Genomic DNA, 26,784 nt, shown 5'->3' with positions numbered 1-26,784 from the left:
GATGGTCTCGCGGGAGTATTACCTGCATAGACAGTACGCCCGGACTAGGGTTTCCATCAAGCAGGCCCGGTGCGGAGCGGGGCTTTGAGTCGCCACCGACCCGGGTCGTGTCAGGGGCAGCCGGGGGCGTGTTGCTTCAGGAGGCGCGGCGGCAGACCAGAAAGACCTCTTCGACGCCGTCGGTGGCGACCATGCCGGGGGTCAATTCGAGGGGCTTTTGCAGGCGCAGTCCCAGGGGCATCAGGAAGCGGTTGTAGACCTTCATCGCGACCGGCCGATGACGTTGCAGGAACCACATGCCGAGGTCATTGAGGCGCGAGGATTTGGGCTTCATGCCGAAGATTGCGCTTTGCTCGATCTGCAGGTGGTGGCGTTCCAGCAGTTGCGTCAGCTTGGCCGGTTCATAGCGCCGGTAGTGGCCGACGATGTCGTCGAACGGTGTCCAGTATTCCGGGTGTAGCGGGGTGGAGAGCAGTACCCGGGCCCCGGGTGCCGCCACCCGCGAGAGCTCGGCCAGGGCCGCCTCGTCGTCTTCCACGTGCTCCACGATGTCCAGCGCGCACACCAGGTCGAAGCTCTGGTCGGCGTAGGGCAGGGCGGAGATGGGGGCGGTGTGGGTGATGCCGCCCGCGCTTTCCAGTGCCGCCAGGGCCGGTGGGCTGATATCGACAAAGTGGGTGCCGGCGATCGGCAGGCGCGGGCGCATGCCGGGCCCGACTTCGAGCCGGCGGGTATGCGATTCGGCCAGGCTGGACACCAGGCTCCAGGTGTTGAAGCGCTCCGGGTGCACCAGACGCGTGTCCGCCCACAAGCCATCGTAGAAGCGCTGGTTGACGTCGCCGATGTCCGAATGTTGCTGCGGGGCAGTATCGTGGGTCACGCGGTGGCCGGGCTTGAGTGGTGCGCAACAGTGTAACCAACCTGACGGGTGGTCACAGGCTGACTGGGTAGACTCCGGGAAGCCGTTCTCGGTTTGGTGGGCGGGTCAGCGCCATCCGCTGTGTCATTCGTCGGTCTCAATGTGCCGTGAGTGGCGGCGCTGAATCCGGTGGCGCAGCGCGGCGCCCAGTAGCAACAGCACCGCCAGCGCAAACAGGGGCAGGAGGGTTTGCGGTTGCAGGGCCTCGCCGCTCGCGAGGGCGTCGGTGGTCCCGTGGATGGCGGTGGCGTACACGCTCCATTTGACGGCGAGCCCAAGCACGGCTGCCAGCAGGAAACGGCCAAGTGGAAGGCCCAGCGCGCCGCCGGCGTAGTTGACCATCGAATGGGGAAAGCCGGGGAGCACGCGCAGCGCGATCTGCGTGGCGAGGCCACTGTGGCGGTGCAGGAAATCGGCTAGCCAGGCGTCTTCGCGGCGTTCGTGATCGGGATGGCGCGCCAGGCGGGCGGACACGCGGTACGCACCCCAGGCACCACTGACGCTACCTGCGAGGAGCAGACCGATGGCTAACAGGGGCGGATGGAACGGGGCGATCAACCAGAGGATGAGCGTGCCGGGCAGGGCAAAGGTCAGCATCAGGGCCATCAGGAGCACCAGCCCTGCCGTGGCCCAGGGGCCGCCCGCGACGGCATCGCCCCAGGCCAGCAGGCGTACCGGATCGCCCACCCACAGCGCGCTGCCGATGCCCAGCGCGATCAGCAGCACCAGCAGGCCGCGCCCGATGTTGGCGCGGGAAAACCCGTTGGGTCGGGGGCGGGGGTGCGTCATTGAGCGGGGCCTCCGGGGAGCGTCCGGCGTGATGCGGTCAGAGTAGCGGATGCGCAATCCCAAGGTTCGGTGGCAGGTCGCATCGGCGCCGCGGATCGGTACACTCGGCTCAGGTACCCGGGGAGGAGACGCGCATTGAGCAAGAAGCTGGAGAATCAGACGGCACACAAGATCCTGCGCGGGCTCAAGTCGCACTATCCGGTGTTCTACCTTCTCGGCTGGGACGAAGATCGCATGGAGCGGCTGCTGCGTTCGGTCGCACGCTCGTTCTACGGCGAAGACGGCCACCTGGAGGTCTGGTCGGCGAGTCACGGGTTTGGCGAGCACGACGACCCGAATGCACCGACGACGGACCCGGTAGCGGCAGTGGCGCGGGTGGCGGCCGGCGAGACGGATGCCCCGCGCATGGTCCTGCTGAAGGATCTGCCCATGTGGTTCGATGACAACCCGGCGCTGGTGCGCGGAGTGCGCGACCTGTACTACCAGCTGAAGAAGGGGCGCAACGTGGTGTTCCTCAGCTGCCCGTTGCTGAAGCTGCCGGAGATCCTGAAAAAGGAGGTCTTCCTGGTCGAGGTGGACCTGCCGTCCGAGGCCGAGGTGCTGGAGCAGCTCGAACACACCCGCGGCGCCGAGGCGGTCCCGCGCGAGCAGTTGTTCCGGGTGGCGGCGGGAATGCGCGGCCTGTCGCTCAACGAGGTCGGGCACCTGAGTGCGCGGCTGTTCCGTGGCAAGCCGCTGCCCGAGGCCGACATGCTGGCCGAGATCCAGGAGGAGAAGGGCCAGATCCTGCGCAAGGAGAGCTGTCTCGAGTTCTATCCGCCACAGCGCTCGCTGGAGGATATCGGCGGTCTGGAGAACCTCAAGGAATGGGTGCGCACACGCGCCGACCTGTTCACCGAGAAGGCCTGGAACGACAACGTCCCGCTGCCGGCCGGGGTGCTGTTCATGGGGGTGAGCGGCTGCGGCAAGAGCATGGCCGCCAAGGCCATCGCCACCGCCTGGGGGCTGCCGCTGGTGCGGCTGGACATGAGCCTGGTGCTGTCCGGCAGTTTCGGTACCCCGGAATACGCCTTTGCCCGGGCCACCCGGATCGCCGAGGAGATCGCGCCGATGGTGCTGTGGGTCGACGAGCTGGAGAACGCCTTCGGTTTCGACAGTCACGCCGCGGGCAGCGCCGGCAAGGTGAACATCTTCTCCAGCTTTCTCACCTGGCTGCAGGAGAAGTCGCCCCGGGTGTTCGTGGCGGCGACCGCGAACCGCATCCAGCAGCTCCCGGCCGAGCTGATGCGCAAGGGGCGCTTTGACCAGCTGTTCTTCCTCGACCTGCCGAATGTGGATGAGCGCAAGGAGATCCTGCGCATCCACGTCGAGCGTCACGGCGGCAACCTGGAGGACTTCAACCTGAACTACATGGCGGCCAGCACCGAGGACTGGAGCGGGGCCGAGATCGAGCAGGCGGTGAAGTCGGCGCGGATCGACGCCTACCAGGAGGGGCGGGTGTTCAACCAGCGCGACGTGATCCGCAACGTGATCAACACGGTACCGCTGTCGCGGACCATGGTGGAGCAGATCCGCGAGATCAAGAGCTGGGTCTTCCAGCGCGCGATCAATGCGTCGAAGCCGGAGCCGAAGGGCGCCGCGTCCGGCCCGCCGAAGCCGCCCGGCTGACCGCCCGGCCTGGTTTTCCGGGCGCCGGAGCGTGGGCCCCGGGTGGCCTATACTCCGGTCAGGGGGACGCCAGAGCCGGTACGGGTCCCGGTCCCCCACGGGTTCGGATACGGGTCGCCGGTGGAGGAATGCTCATGTGGCGCAATGTTTCTTTCGCGATTGTCCTGGCGGCGGTCCTGGGTCTCGGCGGCTGTGCGACCTATCAAGGGTCGCAGGAACAGGCCGGGATGGTGATCGGCGGCGTGCTGGGGGGCGTGCTTGGCTCGCAGGTCGGCTCCGGGCGTGGCCGGACCGCGGCGATCATCGCCGGCACCCTCGCGGGCGCGGCGATCGGTGGCTCGGTGGGCCAGTCCATGGACGAGGTCGACCGGTTGAAGACGGCCCAGACCCTGGAGAGTGTGCGGACGGGTGTGCCCTCGCGGTGGGTCAATCCCGACAGCGGCAACCAGTACACCGTGGTGCCGACGCGGACCTACGAGACCACCGCCGGCCCGTGCCGCGAGTACACCATCGATGCGGTGATCGGAGGCCAGACCGAGCAGGTGTACGGGACCGCCTGTCGGCAGCCGGACGGCAGCTGGCGTATCCAGGGCTGAGTGGCGGGCCTGGTCCGCGTCTCAGACAGACGGTTCGGGGGTCGGTTGCCCCGGCCCGGGCGAGTCGTCGGCGGTCCGGGTGTCCTGGAAGTCGGATTCGGCTCCAGCATCGAGGGTGCGCGAGACGACGCAGTCACGCCCCTCGCTCTTCGCCTGGTAGACGGCCTGGTCGGCGACCCGGAAGAGGTCGTTCATGTCGATCTCGCGACCGCAGGGACGACTGGTCACGCCGAAGCTGGCGGTAATGGTCAGTCCGGCGGGCTGGAGTTCGCGCAGTTGCTGGCGCAGCTCCTCGGCACGGGTATGGGCATCGAACAGGTCGCACTCGGGCAGGACCAGCAGGAATTCCTCGCCGCCGAAGCGCAGGGCCACATCGACCTCGCGCCCGGTGGTGCGCAGTAGTTCGCCGATGCCAACCAGGACCTCGTCGCCCACCAGGTGGCCGTGGCTGTCGTTGATCTGCTTGAAATGGTCGATATCCAGCAGGATCAGGCTGAGGGCCATGTCCTTCTGGTTGGCTTCGGTGAAGAAGCGTGCGGCGCATTCGGCCAGGACATTGCGATTGCGCAGGCCGGTGAGGGGATCGATCATCGCCATGTCGTAGAGTTTCTGGCGCTGGCTCTGGACTTCCTCGAGCAGGCGCTTGTTCGCCAGGAGGTTGCCGATGCGGGCGCGGACCTCGTCTTCCAGCACCGGCTTGGTCACGAAGTCGTTGACCCCCAGGCGGAAGAGCTCGGCGCGTCGGTTCGGGTCGTCGAGGCCGGACATCGCGACGATCGGCAGGCTGGTCTTGTCGGGGAAGCGGTGGCGCAGGCGGCTGACCAACCCCATGCCGCTGATGTCGCCCTCGACCAGGATATCGCTCAGGACCAGATCCCAGGTGCCCTCGTCGAAGGCATTCAGGGCGGCGGAGGCGCTGCGAAAGTGCGCTACTTCCAGACCCATACCCTCGAGGATGCGAGTCATCACCCGGGCGACGGTGGGGCTGTCCTCGACATACAGCACATGCCCCTCGTGGGCGTGTTCCACCGGCCGGCCGTAGCGTGCGGCCTGGTGGAACAGGTCACGGATGTTGGTCTTGTCGTGGAGATCGGTGGCGCCGGCCTCGAAGGCCGCGCGGCGTATGTCGTGGTCCTGCTTGGTGGTCAGCAGGATCAGCGGCAGATCATGGCCGGCGGGTTTGGCGCGTGCCTGGCGGCAGAACTCGATCCCGCTCATGTCGGGCAGGGTAATGGAGGCGCAGACCAGCTCGAGGTCGTTTTCCTCGATGCGGGCGAGGCCCTCCGCACCACTTGCGGCCATGATCGGCTTGTGTCCGGCGGCCAGGACCATGCGGCTCCACAGCGCCCGGAATACGCGGGAGTGGTCGACGACCAGGATCTTCATGGCGGGCCGTCCATTGGGCGGTCTCGCCGGGGCGCGGCCGTGCCCGGCGGCCGGAGCGTGTCTGCCGTCATGCTGGGCCCTGACTCCATTCAGTGATCCGCAGGCAAACCAGGATAATGCGCGTCTTCGCACCGGGCTTCAAACGAGCCGTCAAGGCGCGCTGGACAGCGCGTGCGGGCACGGGAACAATGCGGTCATCTGGCGTGCGACAACACACTACGGCCAGGGGAAAGGAGTCCGGCATGAGCTACATGCAGCGAATGGGGAGTCTGCTGCGGTTCGGCAAGGCTGGCGAGCGGCGTACAAAGGCACGCCAGGAGGCCGCTCGCGGGCTGCGGGTGCTGGTGGTGGATGATTCGCGCACGGTGGTCGCGCTGCTCACCAGCATGCTCAAGCAGAACGAGCTGGAGCCGATTGGCGTCGGCGATGCCGAGGAGGCGCTGGCTTTGGCGCGCGAGAATCCACCGGACCTGATCTTCCTGGATATCCTCCTGCCCGGGATGACCGGGTTTGCCATGCTGCGTCAACTGCGCCGGGACCCCGCCACCGCGAAGGTGCCGGTGATCATGATCAGCGGCAACGAGGACGCGGTCGAGCAGTTCTTCCTCGATCGCATCGGCTCCGACGACTTCATGAAGAAACCCTTCGGCCGCGGAGAGGTGTTCACCCGCATCGAGCGCCTGGTGGCGAAGGGGCGTCTTCCGGCCCGCCCGACACGCTTCTCCGGGTAGGAATCCCGGACCCGCACTCGCGGTTCAGGCGGCCTGCCGGGCCCGCCAGTCGCCGATCTCGTCGTGCAGGCGCTGTTTTGCGCTGGCTTCCAGGAACGCGGCGTCGACGGCGTTGCGTGCCAGTTTTTCCAGGTCATCCAGGTCCAGCTGCAGGGCCGCGGCCGTGGCGCGGAAGTTTTCCCCCACGTAGCCGCCGAAATAGGCCGGGTCATCCGAGCTGATGGTGACGCACAGCCCCGCGTTCATCAGGCGCTTCAGGTTGTGTTGTTCCAGGCGCTCGAACACGCACAGCTTGATGTTGGACAGCGGGCAGACGGTCAGCGGGATCTGCTCCCGCGCCAGGCGCTGCATCAGGTCGGGGTCCTGCTCGGCCTGGACGCCGTGGTCGATGCGCGTGACCTTGAGCAGGTCCAGTGCCTGCCAGATGTAGTCCGGTGGCCCCTCCTCGCCGGCATGCGCCACGGCGGGGAATCCCTCGGCCCGCGCGCGCTCGAACACGGCCTGGAATTTCTCCGGCGGGTTGCCCAGCTCTGCGGAGTCCAGCCCGACCGCGTGGATGTGCTCGCGCCAGGGCAGGGCGGTCTCCAGGGTCTCCATCGCGGCCTCGGCGCTCAGGTGGCGCAGGAAACAGAGAATCAGGCGGCTGGTGATGCCGAGTTCCCGTTCGCCGTCGACCAGCGCGCGGTGGATGCCGTCGATGACCGTCGCGAAGGGCACGCCGCGTTCGGTGTGGGTCTGCGGGTCGAAGAAGATCTCGGTGTGGCGGACGTGGTCGTCCCGGCAGCGTTCGAGGTACGCCCAGGTCAGGTCGTAGAAATCCTGCTCGGTCAGCAGGACGCAGGCGCCCGCGTAGTAGATATCCAGGAAGGATTGCAGGTCGTGAAACTGGTAGGCGGCCCGAACCTCCTCGACCGATGCATACGGGAGCTCGACATTGTTGCGCTCGGCCAGGGCGAACATCAGCTCGGGTTCCAGGGAGCCCTCGATGTGCAGGTGCAGCTCGACCTTGGGGAGCGTGGCGATGGCGTCTTGCATGGCGGGATCCTGCGGTGTCGGGGAGGAAAGTGCGCAGAGGCTAGAACTGCCCGGGGCGCCCGACAAGTAACCGGGGTCACCCGAGGGGCGAGAGCAGTTCCTGGAAGAACCGCGCCAGCAGGCCGGGTTCCAGCCACAGCATGAAGGCGATGCCCCAGGCGCCGCCCCACAGGTGGGCGCTGTGGTTGATGTTGTCGCGGTTCTGGCGCTGGGCATAGAGCGAATAGCCGACATAGAGCGCCGCAAACACGATGGCCGGGACCGGGATAAAGAACACGAACAACAGCGACCACGGCTGCAGCAGGATGTAGGCGAACAGCACCGCGGAGACCGCGCCGGAAGCGCCCAGCGAGCGGTAGCCCGGGTCACGCAGATGGCTCAGGTGGCTTGGCAGACTGGCGAGGACGATGGCGGCCAGATAGAACAGCACGAAGCCGCCCATGCCGATCGCGGGCACCAGCACGCGCTCCATGGCCATGCCGAAGAAAAACAGCGTGATCATGTTGAATGCGAGATGGGTGCCATCGGCATGGATGAAGCCGTGGGTCACCAGGCGCCAGTATTCGCCGCGCTGCACCGATGGCGGGTGATGGATCATCGCCTGCAACCAGCGCGGGTTCTGCCATGCGAGCAGGGAGACCGCGACGGTGGCGACGATCAGGTACAGCGTCACACTCGGTTCAAAGTTCACCGGCAACCTCCAAGGACCCGTAGCGCCAGGCCTGCAGGCCGTCGGGCCAGCCGCCCGGCGCCAGCCCGGCCTTTTGCAGCAGGGCATCGAGGAAGGTCTCGGGGTCGGGCAGTTGTTCCCAGACCGCAGGGAGGAAGGTGGCGCGGCGCGCTCCGGCCTGAACGACCAGGCCGTCCCGGCCCGGTTGTAGCTGATCCAGCAGGCCCTTGCGCTGCGCGGCCTCCATGGGTCGCGACGCGGTCAGCAGCGTGACCGAGTAGGCGAGACCGGCCAGTTCCGACGTGCGCAGCGGCGGAAAGCGCGGGTCATTGAGCGCCGCCGCGCGAGCGTTGTGCAGGACGTCCGCGGCCAGGGGCCGGTGGGCCTCCAGCGTGCCGATGCAGCCGCGCAGGGTTTCCCCTTGCTTCAGGGTGACGAAGCTGGCGCCGGGATCGGGTAGCGGGTCGGGCTCCTGTTCCAGTGCAATGGGGCGGGCGGGGGCATGGTGCGCGGCCCGCCGGATGGCATCCGCGGCCAGTTCCAGCAGGCGCTCGCGCGCCGGCGCGGGCAGGTCGATGGTGTGCGTCATTGCAGCATCCAGGCGCCGTAGCCGACCACCTGGTCGCGCGGGCCGGCGGTGTCGCCGGAGTTGCGCTGGTCCAGTGTGGTGATGGTGAGACCGCGCTGCCGCGCGAGCCGCAACAAGCCCGCCAGCGGCCGGCAGCCGCAGGCCTGTTCCGGCCCCAGCGCGTGTTCGTCCAGCTGTTCGATGGCACGGGTGGTGGCCGTGTCCAGGCGGCACGCGGTGGCATAGTCGTGGAAGTGGGAGAGATCCGAACTCACGACGATCAGGGTCTCCGGGCCGCCCCACAGCCGTTCCAGCACGCTCGCGACCTGCTCGGACGAGGCATCCCCGACCACCAGCGGGACGAGTTCGAATGTCCCCAGTGCCACCTGCAGGAACGGCAGGTGGGCCTCCAGGCTGTGTTCCGGTCCGTGGGCGATGTCCAGTAACTGGACGCCGGGCAGGTCCGCGATGGCTTCCAGGGCTTTGTGGTCCACGGGGAGGTCTCCCAGCGGGCTGCGGTAGGCCGTTGCCGTAGTGGTCGCGATGCCGCGGAAGGGCACGCGATGCGACGGACCCAAGAGGATGACGCGCTGGATCTTCCCCGCCAGGGGGCGGATGTGCGCATAGACCGAGGCCGCCACCGGGCCGGAGTACGGGTAGCCGGCATGCGGCGCGATCAGGGCCTTGGGCGGCGCCGCGTCCGCTACGAGTGGGACGGCATCGAGCAAGCGGGTGACCGTGGCGCGCAGCTCCTCGGGATCGGCAGGGTAGAACTGGCCCGCGATGGCGGGCTCGCGGATGCGGGGCTGTGCCGTCATTGGGGGGCTCCATCAAGAATTATGTTGTTGAATATTGGGATTGTGTCCTCATATTCAAGACCATGAATCACGGTCTGGACTGGATATGAACGACATCCCCGAACACGACGCATTCACCGTCCCCACGCGCTACTGGCATGCCCTGGAGGATGGCCGCGTACAGTGCGATCTGTGCCCGCGCTACTGCAAGCTGAAGCCCGGACAGCGCGGCGCATGCTTTGTGCGCGCCAATCTCGACGATGCCGTGGTGCTGACCAGCTATGGGCGTTCCTCCGGCTACTGCGTGGATCCGATCGAGAAGAAGCCGCTCAATCACTTCCTCCCGGGCAGTCCGGTGTTGTCGTTCGGCACGGCCGGCTGCAACCTGGCCTGCAAGTTCTGCCAGAACTGGGACATCAGCAAGTCGCGCGAGATCGACACGCTGGCCGATCGCGCTGATCCCGAGACCATTGCACGTGCCGCCGAGGCGCTGGACTGTCGCGCGGTGGCCTTTACCTACAACGACCCGGTGATCTTCCACGAGTACGCCATCGACGTGGCGGCGGCCTGCCGCGCCCGGGATATCCGCACGGTGGCCGTGACGGCCGGTTACATCACCGAGCAGGCGCGCGGCGAATTCTTTGCCGCCATGGATGCGGCGAACGTGGACCTGAAGGCATTTACCGAGCGCTTCTATCACAAGCTGACCGGGGCCCATCTGCAGCCAGTACTCGACACCCTGGAATGGCTGGTGCACGAGACCGATACCTGGGTCGAGATCACCACGCTGCTGATCCCGGGGGAGAACGACAGCGATGCGGAGATCACCTCCATGGCGCAATGGGTCCGGGAGCATCTGGGGCCGGATGTGCCGCTGCATTTCACCGCCTTCCATCCGGATTTCAAGATGACCGAACACCCGCGCACGCCGATCGATACGCTGCAGCGGGCGCGGCGCATCGCTCGCGAGCAGGGTCTCCATCACGTGTATACCGGCAATGTGCATGACACGGAGGGCCAGAGCACCTGGTGTGCGGGCTGCGGGCAACGCGTGATTGGCCGCGACGGGTACGAACTCTCGGACTGGAAACTGACCGCCGATGGTTGCTGCAACGCCTGCGGGGCATCGGTGCCCGGGGTGTTCGAGGCGCTCCCCGGCAACTGGGGCGCGCGGCGTCAGCCGGTGCGGCTAGCCGATTTTCGGGGGGGCTGATTCGCAGGGCTTGAAAAGTCCCTCTCCGCGACCTAGTTAACTCGGTAGACAGGATTTGCAACGGAGGTGATCACCATGGACCTGCAAAAGCTCAAGCCGTGGAACTGGTTCAAGCGCGAGGAGACCGCGAGCACGGAGGTCGTGCCGGCTCGGCGCGAGGGCGCCGACCCCTTGATGCGCATGCACCGCGAGATGGACCGGATGTTCGAGGATTTCTTTGGCTCGGCCCTCGGGATGCGCGGGGGTGATGCCGCCGCCTCGATGCTGCTCAAGCCCAGTGTGGATATCGCGGAGAGCCGCGAGGCCTACCGGATCAGCGTCGAGGTGCCGGGGATCGAGGAGGACGCGATCGACCTGACGGTGGATGGCGACGACCTGATTATCTCCGGCGAGAAGCGCCAGGAGACCGAGGAAGACGACGCGGGCTACCATCGGGTGGAGCGGGCCTACGGACAGTTTCGCCGTATCCTCAGCCTGCCCGGGGACGCCGATATCGATGCCATCCAGGCGCGGTTCAAGAACGGTGTTCTGAAGATCGACATTCCCCGGCGCAAGGACGACGCCCGGCCGGGCGTGCGCCGGATCGAGATCGGCTCCTGAGGGGGGCATCACACGGCGGTATGCCGTGCGCTGAATGATCGCCGGGACCGCCCGACGACAAGGATGTGAGACCAGCGAATGACACGGCGGATCGTGATCTGTGCGGACGGAACCTGGAATCGCCCGGAGGAGGACGTCGAGTCGGACGTGCCGACCAATGTCCTGCGCCTGGCGCGGGCCATTGCGCCCGCCGATGCCATGGGCGACCCGCAGCAGGTCTACTACGACTGGGGCGTGGGGGCGTACTACGCAAAGATCTCGGGTGGCGTGACCGGGCGTGGCATCCACAAGAACATCCAGGATGCCTATCGCTACATCGTGCAGAACTACGCCCCCGGCAGCGAGATATTCCTGTTCGGTTTCAGCCGCGGGGCGTACACCGTTCGCAGCCTGTGCGGCTTGATCAACAACTGCGGGGTCCTGAAGCGCCCGGATGCACGGTTGATCGAGCAGGCCTTTCGGCACTACAAGAACACCGGCGCCAGCCATGCGCCCGAGGGCGAAGCCTCGCGTACCTTTCGCGCGAAACATGCACATCCCTCGCGGGAGATCCGCTTTGTTGGTGTCTGGGATACGGTCGGCGCGTTGGGAATCCCGTTCTCTCTGCTAGGAATGTTCGATCGTACGGACGAGTTCTACGACACCAAGCTGGGGTCCAACGTGCGCATCGCCCGCCATGCCATGGCGATCGACGAGACACGAGCCGACTTTGAGCCCACCCTGTGGGATCCGCGCCCGGGGCTGGACCTGAAACAGCTGTGGTTCAGTGGCGTGCATGCCGACGTGGGCGGCGGCTACGCCCCGGATGCCGAGGGGCGTCTCGCGTCAGAGGCCCCGCTGGCGTGGATGATCGAGCAAGCCCGGATGGCCGGACTGCAAGTGGAGGGGTATCTGCCGGATAACCTGCGCCCCGACCCGCTGGCGTCGCTGCACCGCTCGCGGCGGCACATCTATCGCCTGCGACGGCGCTATCGGCGTCCGTTGTACCAGTCGGGTCACCCGACCGAGGTGCATCCAAGTGCCCTGGAACGCTACCGGCAGGATGTCGACTACCAGCCCGGGAACCTGCGCACGTTTCTGGACGAATGGGGCTGGCCGGACGCCGACTGAATTCCCCCGGACGGAGTAAACGCTCGCGTTGGGAGGCCGGGTCTCCGTTATCCTGTAGGAATAGCAGACGGAGATTCCCTCAATGCAGCCATTTCCCTCGAAGAACGTGTTTGGCGGGGCCCTGGAGCCCTGCAGTCGCGGACCGGTCACCGGGTTTTATCGCGACGGTCGTTGTGCCACCGGCTACGACGACCAGGGCATGCATACCGTGTGCGCCGAGCTCACCCGCGAGTTTCTCGATTTCTCCCTGGCACGGGGGAATGATCTGATCACGCCGGTTCCGGAATTCGGCTTCCCCGGCCTGGAGGCCGGGGATCGCTGGTGCCTGTGCGCCGCGCGCTGGCTGGAGGCCTACCGGGCGGGGGCGGCGCCCGGGGTCTTCCTGCGCGCGACGCACGAGGAGACCCTGGCGGTGATCCCGCTGGACATCCTCAAGGAACACGCGCGCGACCCAGCTGATTGAGATGGAGGCCCTCCTCGGAGGGTCGGTAGGGGGCCGGGGTGGGCCCCGCTGAAATACAGGGAGAAGACGGATGGATCCGTACATGGTGGGGCTGACAATCGCTCGGGTCGATAACGTGGGCATGGGGAATCGGGGGGTGGCCGGTGGTTGACCGCATGGCCGTGCCCGAGATCGAACGCTTCCGGATCACGCGGACGCTGGGTACGAGTGCCCGCGACGGGCTCTATGTCGCACACGACCCGCTGCTGGATCGGCAGGTCGCGATTCGAACGCTGACCAACGTCGCGGCGGACGCTTCGACCCGCCAGGCATTGCTTGAAGATGCCCGCCGGTTAAGCCGCTTTCGACACCCGAACATCGCTCCAATCTTCGAGGCGGGGGACTACGCCGAGGGCGTCTACCTGGTGTTCGAGTACGTCGAGGGCGAGACCCTGGAGCAAATCCTGGCGCGCGGACCCTTGCCGATCGATCGCGCCCTGGCCCTGATGCGCGAGCTGCTGGATGCGGCGGCGGCGGCGCACGAGCAGGGCATCCTGCACGGGGCCTTGCAGCCGGCGAACGTGACCGTAAACCCCGAGGGGCATGCGCGCATCACCGGGCTGGGCATGGCGTTGCCCGACGTGGCCGCGCGCGGCGAGAGCCACCTGCCGGATACACCCTACTATCTGGCGCCGGAACGGCTGGCAAACGAGGCCGCGACCGAAGGGTCCGACGTGTTCTCCCTGGGGGCCTTGTTCTTCGAGATGCTGACGGGCGAGCGCGCGTTTGCCGGTGATACCCCCGCGGCGATCCGGCAGGCGATGCAGGCGGGGGCGCTGGAGCCACCCTCCGGTCGCACCGGCAATGGCGACGAACGCTTCGACGCCCTGGTACTTCGGGCCACCCGCCCGGATCCCGCCGAGCGTTTTGCATCGGCCCGCGAGTTTCGCGAGGCGCTGGTGGTGGCCGTCGAGGGCGAAGGCCAGACGGGCGACGGATCGCAGGACTTCATCCTGCGGCGGATCCGACGCAAGCCTGATTTCCCCGGCATCTCCAGCCATATCCGCGAGATTACCCAGTGTTCCGACGACACCATGAAGCGCTCGGTGGCCGAGCTGTCGAATGCCGTGCTAAAGGACTACGCTACCACGCAGAAGCTGCTTCGGCTGGCGAACTCCCCCTTTTACAGCAACTTTGGCGGCAATATCCGCACCGTTTCGCGCGCGATCGTGCTGCTGGGCTTCGAGCAGGTGCGCACGGCGGCGCTCGGGCTGGTGCTGTTCGAAAACCTCAAGGGCGGACGTCATTCCGGACGCCTGATGGAGGCGCTGGTCGGCACACTGTTCAGCGCCATGCTGGCGCGCGACCTGGCGGAACAGGTCGGCGGGGTGGAGAGCGAGCAGGCCTTTGTCTGCGCTCTGTTCCACGATATCGGCCGCATGCTGGTGTTGTACTACCTGCCGGAGGAGGCGGACGAAATCCGCATTCGTGTGGGTCAGGGTACGAGCGAGGGCAGTGCCGCCCGTCAGGTCCTCGGTATCTCCTACGAGGCCCTGGCGCGCAGCGTGCTGGAGGACTGGAACTTCCCGCGCGAGATCGTCACGTCGGTGGAACGGGCTCCCTCGGGCACGCTGCCGGCAGCGCGGGATGCCGACCAGCGCCTGCACCGCATCGTCACCCTGGCGTCGGAGATGGGGCAATGCATTACCCAGGCGGATCGCGACCAGCAGGGCGCCTTGCTCACCGATCTGCGCAAGCGCTACGAACGTGCCCTGGGCGTGGATGCCCGCGGCATGCAGCGGGCCATCAAGTCCGGGCGCGAGCACATGGATCACTTCCTGACGGTGGTCAAGCTGCCGCCGGAGGGCCGCGAGCCGCTGAACCGGCTGAAGGCGAATCTGGGTGTGCAGATCGATGACAGCGACGCGGCGGATATCGAGCCCGCGGGGGCGAGCGGCGAAGCGGCGGTATCCGCCACCGCCGATCCCGACGCACAGGCCGCGGCACTGATGGAGACCCTGACCGACATGCTGGACAGCATGGTGGGCGAGTTCGAGCTGAACACCTTGATGCAGACAACGCTCGAGACCCTGTACCAGACACTCGGTCTGCGCCGGGTAATGCTGATGCTCGCCGATCGCGAGCATCGGGTGCTGGTGGCGCATACCGCCTTCGGAAAGGATGCCGAGACGCTGTCCGGACGGCTGCGACTCACGCTTGCGGGCAAGGGCGACATTCTGTCGCTGGCCCTGGAACAGAAGAAGGACCTGGTCATCACCGACAGCCACGAGGCCTCGATCAGCCGTTATATCCCCGACGAGTTCCGCCAGGCTCTGGATGCGCGCAGTTTTCTGCTGCTGCCGCTGGCGGTGCGTGATCGTTGTATCGGGCTGCTGTATCTGGAATTGCCGGCCGGCGCCGCCGTGGAACCGACGGTCCTGCGGGCCCTGAAAGCGGTGCGCAATCAGATGGCTCTGGCCATTCGGCAGGCGCGCGACTGACGCCGCCTTCACCCGCGCACGTCCGCGGGTGGCGGCGGCCGCCGCAGTGTCGAGCGCGGCCCTCTGTCCGCCGGATTGGGCCAGCCGGTGCCGACATTTGCGAACGCCTAGCGGGTTCTGTACTAAAGCGCTGTTCCGCCTCGGGGAGCGGCGCTAAGGTAGAGGTGATGCAAAGCTGGCCGAACATCGTCGCGGCCAGATGCGACAGTTGGACAACAGTGGTATGCCTTGGGGACTGTTACAGCAGGAGATCCCGGTTTCCGACCTGCAGGTTGGTATGTACGTCAGCCGGCTCGATCGCCCGTGGCTGGAGACGCCCTATCTGGTCGAGGGGGTGCGGATTCGCTCGCAGGACGATGTCGACGAGCTCGCCCGGCATTGTGTGCATGTATTCGTTGATCTGGATAAGAGCGCGCCGGAGTCGTTGAGCCGGCTGCCACCGGCCGCGGGATCCGCGCGGGCTGCCGCGACGGCCTCGAGCCGGGCCGAGGCCGCCCAGTTCCGCGGTATGACGGTGTATCGCGATCACTGCTCGGTGGAGCAGGAGCTCCCGGCGGCAAAGGAGGCTCAGGCGATTGTCGGGCGTGTTCTGGAGCAGATCCGTGCCGGCATGGAGCGTAATCCCGGGGTCCCTCTGTCGGCGGCCCGGGAGGCGTCCGAGGCGTTGCGCGAGAGCGTGGAGCGCAACCCGGACGCCCTGCTGCTGCTGGCTAGGCTGAGCCACTCGGACGACGTGCTGTACGCCCACTCGCTCAATGTCGCGATCCATCTTCTGGCGCTGGGTCGGCACATGGGGCTGGATCGAGCCGAATTGTCGGTCCTCGGGCTGGGGGGGCTGCTGATGGATATCGGCAAGATGCAGATGCCGCGGACGCTCCTGGGGCGCCGCACGCGGCTGTCCCCGGATGAGCGGCGCGAGATTCAGCGGCACGTGGAATATGGCGAGACCATTCTGCAGTGCTCCCACGGGATCCCGGAGGGCGTGCGCGACATTGTCGCCCAGCACCACGAACGCGAGGACGGGCGTGGCTACCCACGGGGTCTGGTGGCCAACCAGATCAGTGCCTATGCGCGCATGGCGGCTATCGTGGATTCCTACGAGGAGATGCTGACGGAAGGCGGCCTGGCCGGGACCCCCTTCGAGGCCCTGAAGGAACTGCGGGAGAACGCGCGCTGGGGGCTGAATTCGGCGCTCGTGGATCAGTTCACCCACTGCGTGGGGCTGTTTCCCGTGGGCAGCCTGGTGGAGCTGGATAACGGTGAGGTCGCGATCGTGCTGAGTCACCGCCGCACGCAGCGCTTCATGCCCCGGGTGATGCGCATCCTCGATCCGTCCCATATGCCGTATCCCGACCCGTGGGAGCTGGATCTGGGCTCGCCTGCGCCGGATTCCGAGGAGGCGCGGCGCCAGATCCTGCGCGACCTTCCGGCGGGTGCCTACGGGGTCGATCCGGCGCGCTATTATCTTTAAGTAGATGCGCATTCCGTACATGGGATCCGCATCTACTGATTTCGCCGCATGGGCGTAGCCGCCGGAACTCTGCCGATGTCGAAGCTGTTGGATTATCAAGATTTTCTCCGTGCCCTGGATGGGGTTTCCCCGTGCCCGCAGGACGCCGGGGCGCAAGCAGCCGTGACCGTCATCGAACTGGAGGGGCTAAGGGACGTGGACGCGGCCCTGGGGTATGCCGCGGGAGACGAGCTGATCCGGAACGCGGGTCAGGCACTGGCCCGCGCCCTGGCGGACGGCCTGGTCGGTATCACTGGACGCCATCAGATCACCTGTGCGCAGCTGGCCGTGGCCGGGAGCGGGTTCGCCGAGCTGGCGGCCCACAAGATGCTGCGGGTGTTGAGTGAACCGTTTGCCTGTGGCGAGCGGCAGGTGCTGCTTTGGCCGCGTGCCGGGCTGGCGCTGGCGGGCCCCCGGGTGGTGCGCCCGCAGGAGTTGCTGGCCCATGCCTATGCCGCAGTTCGGCAGGCGCGGCGGGCTCGGGCGCGCCTGCGCCTGTATGCCCCGGAGGCGGCGGCAACCATGCTGGAGGGCGTGGATCTGTGGTCCCAGCTGGGGCAGGCCATCGAGGAGGGAAGCCTGCACCTCGAGTATCAGCCACAGGTCGCGCTGGCATCGGGCTGCGTGCAGTCGGTGGAAGCTTTGTTGCGCTGGGATCACCCGCAGTACGGCTCGATCCGTCCGGACACCATGGTGCGCGCGGCGGAGGGAACGGACCTGATGCCCCGGCTGACGCACTGGGTCTTCAACACGGCCCTGCGCCAGTGTGCCGAGTACCGCCAGGCCGGACTGGACGCGGGGATCTCGGTGAATTTTTCTGCCGATGACCTGCAGGAACGGGAGGTGGTGGATCTGGTGGCCCAGTCACTGGAGGTCTGGCAGGTGCCGGCGGAGAGCGTCACGGTGGAGCTGACCGAAACCGCGGTGATGGAGAGTCACGACGCCGAGGCGCGTGCGGCCCTGCACGGGATGAAGGACCTGGGCTTGCGGGTGTCCATGGATGACTTCGGTATTGGCTATTCGTCGATGGAGCGGCTGCTGCGCATGCCGCTCGATGAGCTCAAGATCGATATGACCTTTGTCCACGAACTGGTGTCCAGCCGGCCGCACCAGCGCATCGTGGAATCCATGATCGGGCTCGGCCAGAAAATGGGCTTGAGCGTGGTGGCCGAAGGCGTGGAAGATCAGGAAACCCTCGAGCGCCTGCGCGCTCTGGGCTGTGATCTGGTACAGGGTTTTTATCTCGGGCGGCCGGCGCGCCTGGCTCAATTCATGGAACAGACGCGCTCGGGCCATGGCCCGAGCGCGTTCTGAACGCGCCCACCCCGTCCTCGTTCGGCGCGCCAGCGCACCGATCCCGTAGTCCGGAAGCCTGTCGCGTGCTCCCGGGACAGGCAGTCGGTGACGTCGACCCCCGGCCCGTGGAGTGTCATCCAGCAGTGGCAAGGCGGGACTTGGCGGGCCCGTTCCCCCTGGGTGATTGCTGGATGATCATGCGCCGCGCCTGCCGGCATCGCGGGAACGCAGGTACCAGTGGATGACGATCCAGTCGTACAGGGCATGGGTGACGATCACCACCAGCAGGTTGCCGGTCAGGTGATAGAGCAGCCCGAGGTAGAGCCCGATGACGGTGGCGAACACGAAGTACAGGCGGCTGATCGAATGGGCGAGTCCAAACACAATTGCCGCGGCGACGATGGCCCACTCGGGTGACCAACGTTCGGTCAGCCAGCCCTGCAGCACGCCCCGCACCAGCAGTTCCTCGCCCACGCCGGCGAGGATGGCGATCAGCAGCACGGCGCCAGGCAGGGCGTTGCGAAAGAGCTGGTGCACGAAATCGCGGACCTGGTCGGCCAGTGCGCGGTAGGGCTCCCAGCCGCTGAGTGCGAGCGTGCCGAGCAGCATCAGCATGGGCAACACGGCAAGGGCGCCCAGCGCTGCGGCCTCCAGGCTCCAGTCGATTCGCTCGTCGAGCGGGATGCCGGCCACCCGGGCCAGGATCAGGGCGAGCGGGATCAGCGCGGCCTGAAAGGCCATCCCGGCCAGCAGCGGGTGTCGCGCGACCGCTTGACGGAAGCTCATGGGTGTTGGGCCGGGGCGTGTGGACTCATCCGCGAGAGGATGCCCGATTCCGGGGGTGGTTGTCCCGAACGGAACGGCCCCCGCGGCGCCGAGACCGGCGGGCGCGGGGGCCGGGTGGGGAGGCTGGATGGCCTGTGGTGACCATCCAGACGGCGGCCGGCGTCAGGTCTTGGCTTCCTCGATGCGGATCAGGGCCAGTTCGTGGAACAGTCCCTTCATCAGGCTGACGCACATCAGCAGCAGCACGACGACGAATGGCAGGCCGGTGCTCACCGCCCCCGCCTGCAGTGCATTGAGGGCCGCCGCGCCGCCAACCGCCAGCAGGACCCCCGCGACCACGCCCTCGGTGGTGGCCCAGAACAGGCGCTGGGATTGCGGGGCGTCGGTCTTGCCGCCCGAGGTGATGGAGTCGATCACCAGGGAACCGGAGTCCGAGGAGGTGATGAAGAACACCAGCACCAGGGCGATCGCCAGGAACGAGGTGATGGCGGTGAACGGCAGGTGCTCCAGCATCTGGAACAGGGCCAGGGAGGAGTCGGAGATGCCGTCCGCCAGGGCGCCAACGCCGTCGCGTGCCTGGGCCAGGCCGGAGCCGCCGAAGGCACTCATCCAGACGACGGTGACCAGGGTCGGCACTAGCAGTACGGCGGTGACGAACTGGCGCACCGTACGGCCGCGGGAGACGCGGGCGATGAACATGCCGACGAACGGCGACCAGGAGATCCACCAGGCCCAGAAGAAGATGGTCCAGGCGTGGTAGAAGGTCTCGTCCTCGCGCCCGACCGGGTTGCTGAGCGGGATGAAGTACTGCACGTACCCGGTGACCGTGGTGCCGATGCTGGAGAGGAATGCGAGGACGCCGCCGGCGATCATCACGAACAGCAGCAACAACGCGGCGAACACCAGGTTGATGTTGCTGAGAAGCTTCACCCCACCATGGATGCCGCGCATGATCGACAGCAGGGCGATGATGGTCACGCCGATGATGATGGCGACCTGAGTGTTCAGGCCGGAATCGATGCCGAACAGGAACTCCATGCCCGAGGCGGCCTGCTGCGCGCCGAGGCCCAGTGAGGTCGCCAGGCCGAACATGGTCGCCAGCACGGCGAGGGTGTCGATCACGTGGCCGATCGGGCCCCAGATGCGCTCACCGAGGATCGGATAGAACGCCGAACGGATAGTCAGTGGCAGGCCCTTGTTGTAGGCAAAGAATGCGAGCGCCAGGCCGACGACCGCGTAGATCGCCCAGGGGTGCAGGCCCCAGTGATACATGGTGGCCCCCAGCGCCGCCTGCCGGGATTCTTCGGTCCCGCCTTCGATCCCCAGCGGCGTGCCGAACCATTCGGTGAAGTAGCCCACCGGTTCGGCTACGCTCCAGAACATCAGACCGATGCCCATGCCGGCGGCGAACAGCATCGAAAACCAGGAAATGACCGAGAATTCCGGCTTGGCGTCCTGGCCGCCGATGCGGATGCGCCCGATGGGCAGGACGACCAGGGCCAGGCAGAACAGGACAAAGATGTTGCCGGCCGACAGGAACAGCCAGTCAAAGGAGCGGCCGATCCACTGACGCGTGTTGTCGAGGTGCTCGTTGGCCTGTTCCGGAAAGACCAGGGACAGGATGACGAATACGACAATCAACAGGGCGCTGGTGACGAAGACCGGATTGTGCAGGTCCAGCCCAAGCGGGTTGATGTTCTGATCACCGATCTCGTGCTCGGTGTCGTATTCCGCTTCCAGTTCCTTTTTCTGCTCTTCGAGATCGTGCGGATTCTCGCTCACCGTCTTCTCCTCGCTTCTTGGTCTTGTATGGCGGCCACACCAACTGCCGCGGTGGCAATCTCGTTGAGTAAAGACCGGCAATCGGCGGATTGCAAAGGCCGCGGCCGGTTCTTGTTGTGCCGGCGTAAGAAAACACTGATCAGTGTTTCCCTAGCGGCGCGGGGCCTCACAAAGCGCGCGCACATGGGCCGCCGCACTTCGGCCCAGGGCCGGGAGGGCGTAGCCGCCTTCCAGCATCGAGACCAGACGCGCGCCGGCATACCGCGCGGCGATGCGGGTGAGTTCGTGGGTGATCCACGAAAAGTCGTCCGCGTCGAGGTTCAGGCCCGCGAGGGCTTCGTCCCGATGCGCGTCGAAGCCAGCCGAGACGAGCACCAGTTGGGGGCGGAACTGTTCCAGTGCCGGCAACCAGTCGTGGCGGACCGCCGCGCGGAACTGCGCCCCGGTCGTGCCGGCGGCAAGCGGGGTATGTATCAGATGGTCCCGTTCGGCTCGCGGCGTGTCCGGGTAGAACGGGTGCTGAAAGCTGGAGCAGTAGAGCACTCGGGGATCATCCCGGAAGATGTCCTCGGTGCCGTTTCCGTGGTGCACGTCGAAATCGGCGATGGCCACGCGCGACAGCGCGTAGTGCTCCAGGGCATGCGCAGCGGCCACCGCGATGTTGTTGAACAGGCAAAAGCCCATCGCGCGTTCGCGTTCGGCATGATGGCCGGGCGGACGGATGGCGCAGAAGGCATTGTCCACGTCCTCCTCCATGACGGCCCGCACGCCCTCGATGCCGGCCCCGGCGGCGCGCAGGGCGGCCTGTAGCGAGTGTTCGCCCATGGCCGTGTCCGGGTCCAGCAGCGCGTGATGTCCTAGGGCGGGGGCGTTGGCGCGAATGCGGGCGACGTGCGTCGGGGTGTGCACCCGCTGGAGCTGCGCATCGGTGGCTGGCGGGGCATCCAGAAGGTGCAGGCCTTCCATCAGGCCTTCGTCGAGCAGGGCGTTGCGAACGGCGTGCAGGCGGTCGGCCCGTTCCGGGTGGTGGGGCCCCGAGTCGTGCAGCAGGCAGTCGGGATGCGAGATATACGCCGTATGGGTCACGGGAAAGCCTCCGCGCGATCATCTCCAGGGAGTATAGGTGCATGCGGAGTACGTGTGCGGTGGCCGCGCGGCCGCCGGACCTTTACCGTGGTACCGACGATGAACCACCCGTGCAGAGGGGAACCGCATGAAGGCCTTGTTGATTGATCCAGAGCAGCAGACGATCGAAGCCGTGGACATCGAAGGACGCGACGACATCGCCCGGCTGATCGGGTACGACACGCTCGAGTCCGACGAGATCGGGCCGGATGGTGATCGCCTGTTCTTCGACGAAGAGTGCTTCCTGCGCGGAACCACCGGGCGCTTTCAGATCGACAGCGTGATCCCGGTTTCCGGCAAGGGGCTCGTGGTTGGCAGTGACGACGATGGCGCGACCCTTAAGGACGTCGCATCCGATCTGGAGTCCATCCGGGGCCGGATGAAGTATCTCTAGGGCGAGCTCAACGAAGCTGGCTGTCCTTGGAGGCCCGCCGGTTGTAGGGGCTGGTGGCCTGCTGTGCCGCGTCCTCCGCCTCCCGGCAGCCTAGGCACAGGCGCACGCCCGGCAGGGCCTGGCGCCGGCCTTCGGGAATCGGCGCGCCGCATTCCTCGCATTCTTTCAGACCTTCCCCGGTGGGAATCTGGCTGCGCACCCGTTGCAGGGCGTCCTCGACCGTGTTGTCGATCTGCTCCTGCTCCGCACCGTCTTTTGCCCATCCGCCTGCCATCGCGAGGCCTCCGCCCGTGGTCAACAAGACTGAGACCGGCGCAACCTGGCCTGAAGTTCCCGTCGCGCCGCCTTCGAGCCGTATTGGCGAGGCGGGCTATCCGTGTCCGAACTCGCGGGCGACGTAGTCGATGTCCTTGTCGCCACGACCGGAGAGGTTGGCCAGGATCGTCGTGCCGGGGTTCTCGCGGCCGTGCTTCATGGCCCAGGCCACCGCATGGGCGCTTTCCAGGGCCGGGATGATCCCCTCGGTGCGCGAGAGCTGGTAGAAGGCATCCAGGGCCGCGTCGTCGTTGATGGCGTGGTAGGCGACGCGCTGGGTGGTCTTGAGGTAGGAGTGCTCGGGGCCGACGCCGGGATAGTCCAGCCCGGAGGCGATGGAGTGGACCGGGGCCGGGTTGCCCTCCGCGTCGGCCAGCAGCATGCACTTGAAGCCGTGGATCATGCCCGGCTTGCCGTAGGTCATGGTGGCGGAGTGCTCGCCGAGCTTGGTGCCGCGCCCCAGCGGCTCCACGCCGTTGAGTTGCACCTGGGCGTCCTCGATGAAGCCGGCGAACATGCCCATGGCGTTGGACCCGCCGCCGACGCAGGCGACCACGTGATCGGGCAGCTCGCCATCGCTCATCTCCAGGTACTGCTCGCGCGCCTCGATGCCCACCACCGACTGGAAGTTGCGCACCATCAGCGGAAACGGGTGCGGCCCGACCACGGAACCGATCGCGAACAGGGCCTCGTCTGCCTGCGACAGGTAGGACTGGAAGGCGGAATCCACGGCCTCCTTCAGCGAGCGTCCACCGAAGGAGACCGGCACCACCTGGGCCCCCATCAGCTTCATGCGGGTCACGTTGGGCGCTTCCTTGGCGATGTCGATCTCGCCCATGTGGATCTCGCATTCCATGCCGAAGTAGGCTGCCGCAGTGGCCAGCGCCACGCCGTGCTGGCCGGCCCCGGTCTCGGCGATCAGCTTGCGTTTGCCCATGTGCTTGGCCAGCAACGCCTCGCCCATGCAGTGGTTCAGCTTGTGCGCGCCGGAGTGGTTCAGGTCTTCGCGCTTGAGATAGATATGCGCGCCCACCGAACGGCTCAGGTTATGGGCGTAGTACACCGGCGTCGGGCGCCCCTGATAGTGCTTGCGGATGTAGCGAAGTTCGTTCAGGAAATCGCCGGAGCGCGCCAGGGTCCGATAGGCGTGGTTGATCTCGGCGAAATGCGGTTCCAGCTCCGGCGGCAGGAAGGCGCCGCCGAATTCGCCAAAGTAGCCTTCCGGGTTGGGGTAGTCCTTGAGATACGACATGGGCGGTCTCGGTGCCAGGTTGGTGGGCCGGGTGGAAGTGGCCGTTGGGTCGGACAGGGTTTCGTGACCCGGCACGACCGGGTTGGGTCCATATCATCCGTTCCCCGAACCCGATTGCCAACCCGGGCGGATCCCGGTCCGCGTCGTCCTACGCGGAAAAGGGCAGGTCGTTATAGCGGATTACGCGGTCCAACTGGGTCGCGTCGAGCTCGAGGCCGTAGTCCTGCTGCAGACGCGTGCGCAGCTCGGTGGCGGTGGTCGGGGGTGGGTCCATCTCGCGGGTGAACTGGCCGACGTCCTCGATGACGGCCCAGGGGTAGAGGATCCAGCGCCACTCCTGCACGGCCTGACTGTGGAAATTGGCGGGGCACTGGGTGCTGGCCTTTTCATGCAGCACGGCGGTGCGCACGGCGGCCGGCTCGAAGCCCTCCAAGTGGGGGCGGGCGGCCACCAGGGTGTCGCCGGAGTCGTTGACGTCGTCCACCAGCAGGACCTGTTCACCGCGCACATCTCCGGCCAGCGGGACCGTCACCGCCGCTCGCTGTTTTTCACGGGCCCCCGAGGTGTAGTGTTCGACCTTCAGGCTGAGCAGCTTGTGCACGTGGAGGAAGTCGCACAAAAAGCGCGCCGGCATGAATCCGCCGCGGGCGATGGCCACGATCGTGTCCGGCCGAAAGTCGCTGGCCCGTATCTGGCGTGCCAGGTCGTCGGCGCGGCGGACCACTTCCTCGACCGAGATCAACTGCACGGGCATCTTGCCGGGTTCAGCCATGCTCGGCGATCTCCACGCCCGCTGCCCTCATCTTCGCGCGCGCCTCCGTGCCGCCCTGCGGCGAAATCGGCAGCGAGGCATAAGGGATCAGGTGAACGTCAAATCCTTCCTCGCGTGCGCCCAGGGCGGTTGCCGCAACGCATACGTCCAGGGCCAGTCCGCCCATCCAGATGCGTTTCACACCCCGGTTGCGCAGTTCGCCCGCCAGCCCGGTCTGGTCGAAGGCGGAGTACTGGTCCTGGTCGAAGCGTACCCCCGTGGTGACCTTGACGGTGCCGGCCGGCAGGGCCAGATCGGCGTGGAAGCGTGCCCCGGGCGAATCCTGCAGGCAGTGCGGGGGCCAGGGCCCGCCTTGTTCCACGAAGCTCGCATGCCCGGCTGGGTGCCAGTCGCGCGAGGCATACACCGGAATATCCAGCGCGGCGGCCGCCTCCAGCCAGCGGTTGAGTACCGGGATCACGGTATCCCCGTGCTCGATAGCCAGCGCGCCGCCGGGGCAGAAATCGTTCTGTACGTGGATCACCAGCAGGGCGTCGCCGGCTTGCAGGTGATTGCGCGGATCGTCAGTCATTTGAGTGGTCTCCGTCTCCAGTTTCGGACGTTCGACCCGATGCGGCGTAGCGGGCCTGGATGGTGCGGGTCACTGCATCCTGGTGTGCCTGCAGCGCGGGACTGATGGCTACGGGATACGGCGTTTCGGCGGGCTCGATGGCGCGGATCCCGGGGGGCAGTTGTTCCAGCTGCGCCCGGGCATATTCGCGCAGTGTATCCAGGTCACGAGAATGGCCCGGCAGGCGCTGGCCGTCACGCATCACGGGCTGCAGCAGCGGCTCCCCGGGCTGGGTCTCGTCCTGGCGTCCGATGGTGTCGCCCGCGAACCGGTTGCCTTCCCGGCGGCGATAGATCTGCTTGGCACCGGGCAGGATGGGCTTGCCGCTGGAGAGCTTGAGACGCCCTTCGCCGGCGTATTCGGCCAGCTTGTAGGCAATGTCCAGGTCGGGGGCATCGGGGGCAATGCCCATGCTGGTGCCGACTCCGAAGGCATCGATCGGTGCGCCGTGTGCCAGTAGCTCGGCAATCAGGTGTTCGTCGAGCCCGCCGCTGGCGAAGATCCCGACTTGTTGCAGGCCCGCTTCATCCAGCATCCGCCGCGCCTGGCGGGCCAGTTCTCCCAGGTCGCCGGAGTCGAGGCGGACGGCGTGTACGCGGAAGTCATCGCCCAGCTCACCGCTCAGCTTGATGACCCGGCGCACCCCTTCGAGGGTGTCGTAGGTATCGACCAGCAGCACCGTTTCCGGATAGAGACGGGCAAAGGCGCCGAAGGCCTCGGCTTCGTCATGGTGCGCCTGGATGTAGCTGTGGGCCATGGTGCCACTCACTGGTACGCCGTACTGCTTGCCCGCCAGTACATTGGAGGTGCTGGCGACGCCCGCAACATGGAAGGCGCGTGCACCCTTCAAGGCCGCATCCAGCCCGTGCATGCGGCGCGCCCCGAAATCGACCACCGGCCGCCCGCCGGCCGCGGTCACCAGGCGGGCGGCCTTGCTGGCCTGCACCGTTTGCAGATGAATCTGGTTCATCACCAGGGTCTCGATCAGCTGGGCCTCGGGGAGTGGCGCGGTGACCTCGAGGATGGGCTCGTTGGCGAAGACCGGGGTGCCCTCGGGCACGGCGCGTACCGTACCAGTGAAGCGGAAAGCCTCCAGCCAGCGCAGGAACCGTTCGGAGAAGCGGTCGAGGGCGGCCAGGTAGTCGAGATCCGACGGCTCGAAACGGAGGCCTTCGAGTTGTTCCAGCACCGTATCGAGTCCGCAGGCCAGGAGATAGTTGCGCCGTTGCGGCAGGCGGCGTACGAACAGGCTGAAGACCGCTGGCTCGTACAGGCCTTCTTCGAAATAGGCCTGAAGCATGGAGAGCTCGTAGAAGTCGGTGAAGAGCGCCAGGCCATCGTCGTTTGGGGTTGCGCTGCGCCCGGCCGCGATCATGCGGTCAGTTCCTCCAGGATCCGGACGTGGATGTCGTGATCATCCTTGGTGTGCAGCACGAAGCGGACATGGCCGACGGCATCCAGTCTGGGCGTGGCGGCGATCACGGTTTCCAGGGCGATGCGCGCGGCTTCCTCGACGGGGTAGCCGAAGGCCCCGGTGGACAGCGCGGGAAATGCGATGCTGTAGGCCCCGGCCTCTTCGGCGCGGGTGAGGGCGTTGCGATAGCAGGCAGCCAGCAACCGGCTGGCCGGTTCGTCGTGCCCGTAGACCGGTCCCAGGCAGTGGATCACGAAGCGATTGGGCAGGTTGTGGGCATCGGTCAGTACGGCCTGGCCGGGCTCGATCGGGGCCAGCGGCTGGCATTCACGCTCCAGGCCGGGCCCCGCAGCGCGGTGGATGGCCCCGGCCACGCCGCCGCCGGGCCGCAGCCAGGCGTTGGCGGCATTGACGACCGCGTCCATGTCGCGCTGGGCGGCGATGTCGCCCATGGTGCATTCGATGGTGACGCCGCGAACCTTGACGCGCATGTGTCTCTCCCG

Annotated in this window: 27 protein-coding genes; 11 read left to right on the top strand and 16 right to left on the bottom strand. The window is 66.8% G+C overall.

The features are described from left to right. Positions 1–136: 136 nt before the first annotated feature. Both F792_RS0113750 and F792_RS0113745 read right to left on the bottom strand, forming a co-directional pair. Positions 137–880, bottom strand: coding sequence for a class I SAM-dependent methyltransferase (locus F792_RS0113750; RefSeq protein WP_018170089.1), 744 nt, complete (start codon positions 878–880; stop codon positions 137–139). 123 nt (positions 881–1,003) lie between these two features. Further along, positions 1,004–1,708 carry a TVP38/TMEM64 family protein gene (locus F792_RS0113745; RefSeq protein ID WP_018170088.1) on the bottom strand — a complete coding sequence of 235 codons (705 nt, stop codon included), beginning with the start codon at positions 1,706–1,708 and terminating at the stop codon, positions 1,004–1,006. Positions 1,709–1,843: 135 nt separating this feature from the next. Here F792_RS0113745 and F792_RS0113740 point away from each other — a divergent pair, with 135 nt between their 5' ends. Together F792_RS0113740 and F792_RS0113735 are read left to right on the top strand one after the other, a co-directional pair. Further along, complete coding sequence (locus F792_RS0113740; RefSeq protein WP_018170087.1) at positions 1,844–3,376, top strand: AAA family ATPase; 1,533 nt, start codon at positions 1,844–1,846, stop codon at positions 3,374–3,376. 134 nt (positions 3,377–3,510) lie between these two features. Beyond that, entirely contained in the window at positions 3,511–3,972 is a 462-nt protein-coding gene (locus tag F792_RS0113735; protein WP_018144223.1) for a glycine zipper 2TM domain-containing protein, read from the top strand. A 21-nt stretch (positions 3,973–3,993) separates the two neighbouring features. On the opposite strand, the gene F792_RS0113730 is transcribed toward F792_RS0113735, so the two are convergent. Further along, a complete protein-coding gene (locus tag F792_RS0113730) occupies positions 3,994–5,358 on the bottom strand; it encodes a diguanylate cyclase (protein ID WP_018170086.1) in 1,365 nt (454 codons plus the stop codon). Between the two features lie 242 nt (positions 5,359–5,600). On the opposite strand from F792_RS0113730, the gene F792_RS0113725 reads away from it, so the two are divergent. Then, positions 5,601–6,089 (top strand): PleD family two-component system response regulator, encoded by a 489-nt coding sequence (locus F792_RS0113725; protein WP_018144221.1) that lies wholly within the window; start codon positions 5,601–5,603, stop codon positions 6,087–6,089. Positions 6,090–6,113: 24 nt separating this feature from the next. Here the strand turns inward: F792_RS0113725 and F792_RS0113720 are convergent, their stop codons facing one another. The 4 genes from F792_RS0113720 to amrB form a co-directional block, all read right to left on the bottom strand. Continuing rightward, complete coding sequence (locus F792_RS0113720; protein WP_018170085.1) at positions 6,114–7,124, bottom strand: adenosine deaminase; 1,011 nt, start codon at positions 7,122–7,124, stop codon at positions 6,114–6,116. 76 nt (positions 7,125–7,200) lie between these two features. After that, positions 7,201–7,815 (bottom strand): rhomboid family intramembrane serine protease, encoded by a 615-nt coding sequence (locus F792_RS0113715; RefSeq protein ID WP_018170084.1) that lies wholly within the window; start codon positions 7,813–7,815, stop codon positions 7,201–7,203. Then, entirely contained in the window at positions 7,805–8,383 is a 579-nt protein-coding gene (gene amrA / locus F792_RS0113710; RefSeq protein WP_018170083.1) for an AmmeMemoRadiSam system protein A, read from the bottom strand. Before amrA ends, F792_RS0113715 begins: the two co-directional genes overlap by 11 nt. Beyond that, a complete protein-coding gene (amrB, locus tag F792_RS0113705) occupies positions 8,380–9,180 on the bottom strand; it encodes an AmmeMemoRadiSam system protein B (RefSeq protein ID WP_018170082.1) in 801 nt (266 codons plus the stop codon). The genes amrA and amrB overlap by 4 nt, the downstream gene beginning before the upstream one ends. Positions 9,181–9,265: 85 nt before the next feature. On the opposite strand from amrB, the gene amrS reads away from it, so the two are divergent. The 7 genes from amrS (at position 9,266) to F792_RS0113670 (ending at position 17,849) form a co-directional block, all read left to right on the top strand. After that, the gene (gene amrS / locus F792_RS0113700) at positions 9,266–10,372 is read left to right on the top strand and encodes an AmmeMemoRadiSam system radical SAM enzyme (RefSeq protein ID WP_018170081.1); all 1,107 of its coding nucleotides are present in this window, start codon (positions 9,266–9,268) and stop codon (positions 10,370–10,372) included. A gap of 75 nt (positions 10,373–10,447) precedes the next feature. Further along, the gene (locus F792_RS0113695) at positions 10,448–10,972 is read left to right on the top strand and encodes an Hsp20/alpha crystallin family protein (protein ID WP_018170080.1); all 525 of its coding nucleotides are present in this window, start codon (positions 10,448–10,450) and stop codon (positions 10,970–10,972) included. Positions 10,973–11,050: 78 nt separating this feature from the next. Beyond that, positions 11,051–12,082: a DUF2235 domain-containing protein gene (locus tag F792_RS0113690; RefSeq protein ID WP_018170079.1), complete on the top strand. Its 1,032-nt coding sequence runs from the start codon at positions 11,051–11,053 to the stop codon at positions 12,080–12,082. A gap of 82 nt (positions 12,083–12,164) precedes the next feature. Then, on the top strand, positions 12,165–12,545 hold the full coding sequence (locus tag F792_RS0113685) for a DUF2237 family protein (RefSeq protein ID WP_018144213.1): 381 nt from the start codon (positions 12,165–12,167) through the stop codon (positions 12,543–12,545). Between the two features lie 155 nt (positions 12,546–12,700). Next, complete coding sequence (locus F792_RS0113680) at positions 12,701–15,025, top strand: HDOD domain-containing protein (RefSeq protein ID WP_018170078.1); 2,325 nt, start codon at positions 12,701–12,703, stop codon at positions 15,023–15,025. A 223-nt stretch (positions 15,026–15,248) separates the two neighbouring features. Continuing rightward, a complete protein-coding gene (locus tag F792_RS0113675; RefSeq protein ID WP_051080709.1) occupies positions 15,249–16,496 on the top strand; it encodes an HD-GYP domain-containing protein in 1,248 nt (415 codons plus the stop codon). Between the two features lie 75 nt (positions 16,497–16,571). Further along, positions 16,572–17,849: an EAL domain-containing protein gene (locus tag F792_RS0113670; protein WP_018170076.1), complete on the top strand. Its 1,278-nt coding sequence runs from the start codon at positions 16,572–16,574 to the stop codon at positions 17,847–17,849. Between the two features lie 177 nt (positions 17,850–18,026). On the opposite strand, the gene F792_RS0113665 is transcribed toward F792_RS0113670, so the two are convergent. The 3 genes from F792_RS0113665 to F792_RS0113655 form a co-directional block, all read right to left on the bottom strand. After that, positions 18,027–18,617 (bottom strand): CPBP family intramembrane glutamic endopeptidase, encoded by a 591-nt coding sequence (locus F792_RS0113665; RefSeq protein ID WP_018170075.1) that lies wholly within the window; start codon positions 18,615–18,617, stop codon positions 18,027–18,029. Positions 18,618–18,779: 162 nt separating this feature from the next. After that, positions 18,780–20,399, bottom strand: coding sequence for a BCCT family transporter (locus tag F792_RS0113660; RefSeq protein WP_018170074.1), 1,620 nt, complete (start codon positions 20,397–20,399; stop codon positions 18,780–18,782). A gap of 150 nt (positions 20,400–20,549) precedes the next feature. Next, positions 20,550–21,485 carry a histone deacetylase family protein gene (locus F792_RS0113655; protein ID WP_018170073.1) on the bottom strand — a complete coding sequence of 312 codons (936 nt, stop codon included), beginning with the start codon at positions 21,483–21,485 and terminating at the stop codon, positions 20,550–20,552. A 127-nt stretch (positions 21,486–21,612) separates the two neighbouring features. Here F792_RS0113655 and F792_RS0113650 point away from each other — a divergent pair, with 127 nt between their 5' ends. Next, positions 21,613–21,918 (top strand): hypothetical protein, encoded by a 306-nt coding sequence (locus tag F792_RS0113650; RefSeq protein ID WP_018170072.1) that lies wholly within the window; start codon positions 21,613–21,615, stop codon positions 21,916–21,918. Positions 21,919–21,925: 7 nt separating this feature from the next. Here F792_RS0113650 and F792_RS0113645 read toward each other — a convergent pair whose 3' ends face one another. From F792_RS0113645 to F792_RS0113620, 6 genes are all read right to left on the bottom strand, one after another. After that, on the bottom strand, positions 21,926–22,192 hold the full coding sequence (locus F792_RS0113645) for a DksA/TraR family C4-type zinc finger protein (RefSeq protein WP_018170071.1): 267 nt from the start codon (positions 22,190–22,192) through the stop codon (positions 21,926–21,928). Positions 22,193–22,288: 96 nt separating this feature from the next. Continuing rightward, positions 22,289–23,485 (bottom strand): tryptophan synthase subunit beta, encoded by a 1,197-nt coding sequence (trpB, locus tag F792_RS0113640; protein ID WP_018170070.1) that lies wholly within the window; start codon positions 23,483–23,485, stop codon positions 22,289–22,291. Between the two features lie 148 nt (positions 23,486–23,633). Further along, positions 23,634–24,257: a phosphoribosyltransferase gene (locus tag F792_RS0113635; RefSeq protein ID WP_018170069.1), complete on the bottom strand. Its 624-nt coding sequence runs from the start codon at positions 24,255–24,257 to the stop codon at positions 23,634–23,636. Next, the gene (locus F792_RS0113630; RefSeq protein WP_018170068.1) at positions 24,250–24,828 is read right to left on the bottom strand and encodes an isochorismatase family protein; all 579 of its coding nucleotides are present in this window, start codon (positions 24,826–24,828) and stop codon (positions 24,250–24,252) included. Before F792_RS0113630 ends, F792_RS0113635 begins: the two co-directional genes overlap by 8 nt. After that, complete coding sequence (locus F792_RS0113625; protein WP_018170067.1) at positions 24,821–26,242, bottom strand: nicotinate phosphoribosyltransferase; 1,422 nt, start codon at positions 26,240–26,242, stop codon at positions 24,821–24,823. Before F792_RS0113625 ends, F792_RS0113630 begins: the two co-directional genes overlap by 8 nt. Next, a complete protein-coding gene (locus F792_RS0113620; RefSeq protein WP_018170066.1) occupies positions 26,239–26,772 on the bottom strand; it encodes a macro domain-containing protein in 534 nt (177 codons plus the stop codon). The genes F792_RS0113625 and F792_RS0113620 overlap by 4 nt, the downstream gene beginning before the upstream one ends. Positions 26,773–26,784 lie beyond the last annotated feature (12 nt).

This window comes from Thioalkalivibrio sp. ALMg9 (genome assembly GCF_000380625.1).
GTDB classification, from domain to species: Bacteria; Pseudomonadota; Gammaproteobacteria; order Ectothiorhodospirales; family Ectothiorhodospiraceae; genus Thioalkalivibrio; species Thioalkalivibrio versutus.
The sequence above is the reverse complement of the archived record's forward strand: the minus strand, read 5'-3'. Positions and strand labels throughout refer to the sequence as shown.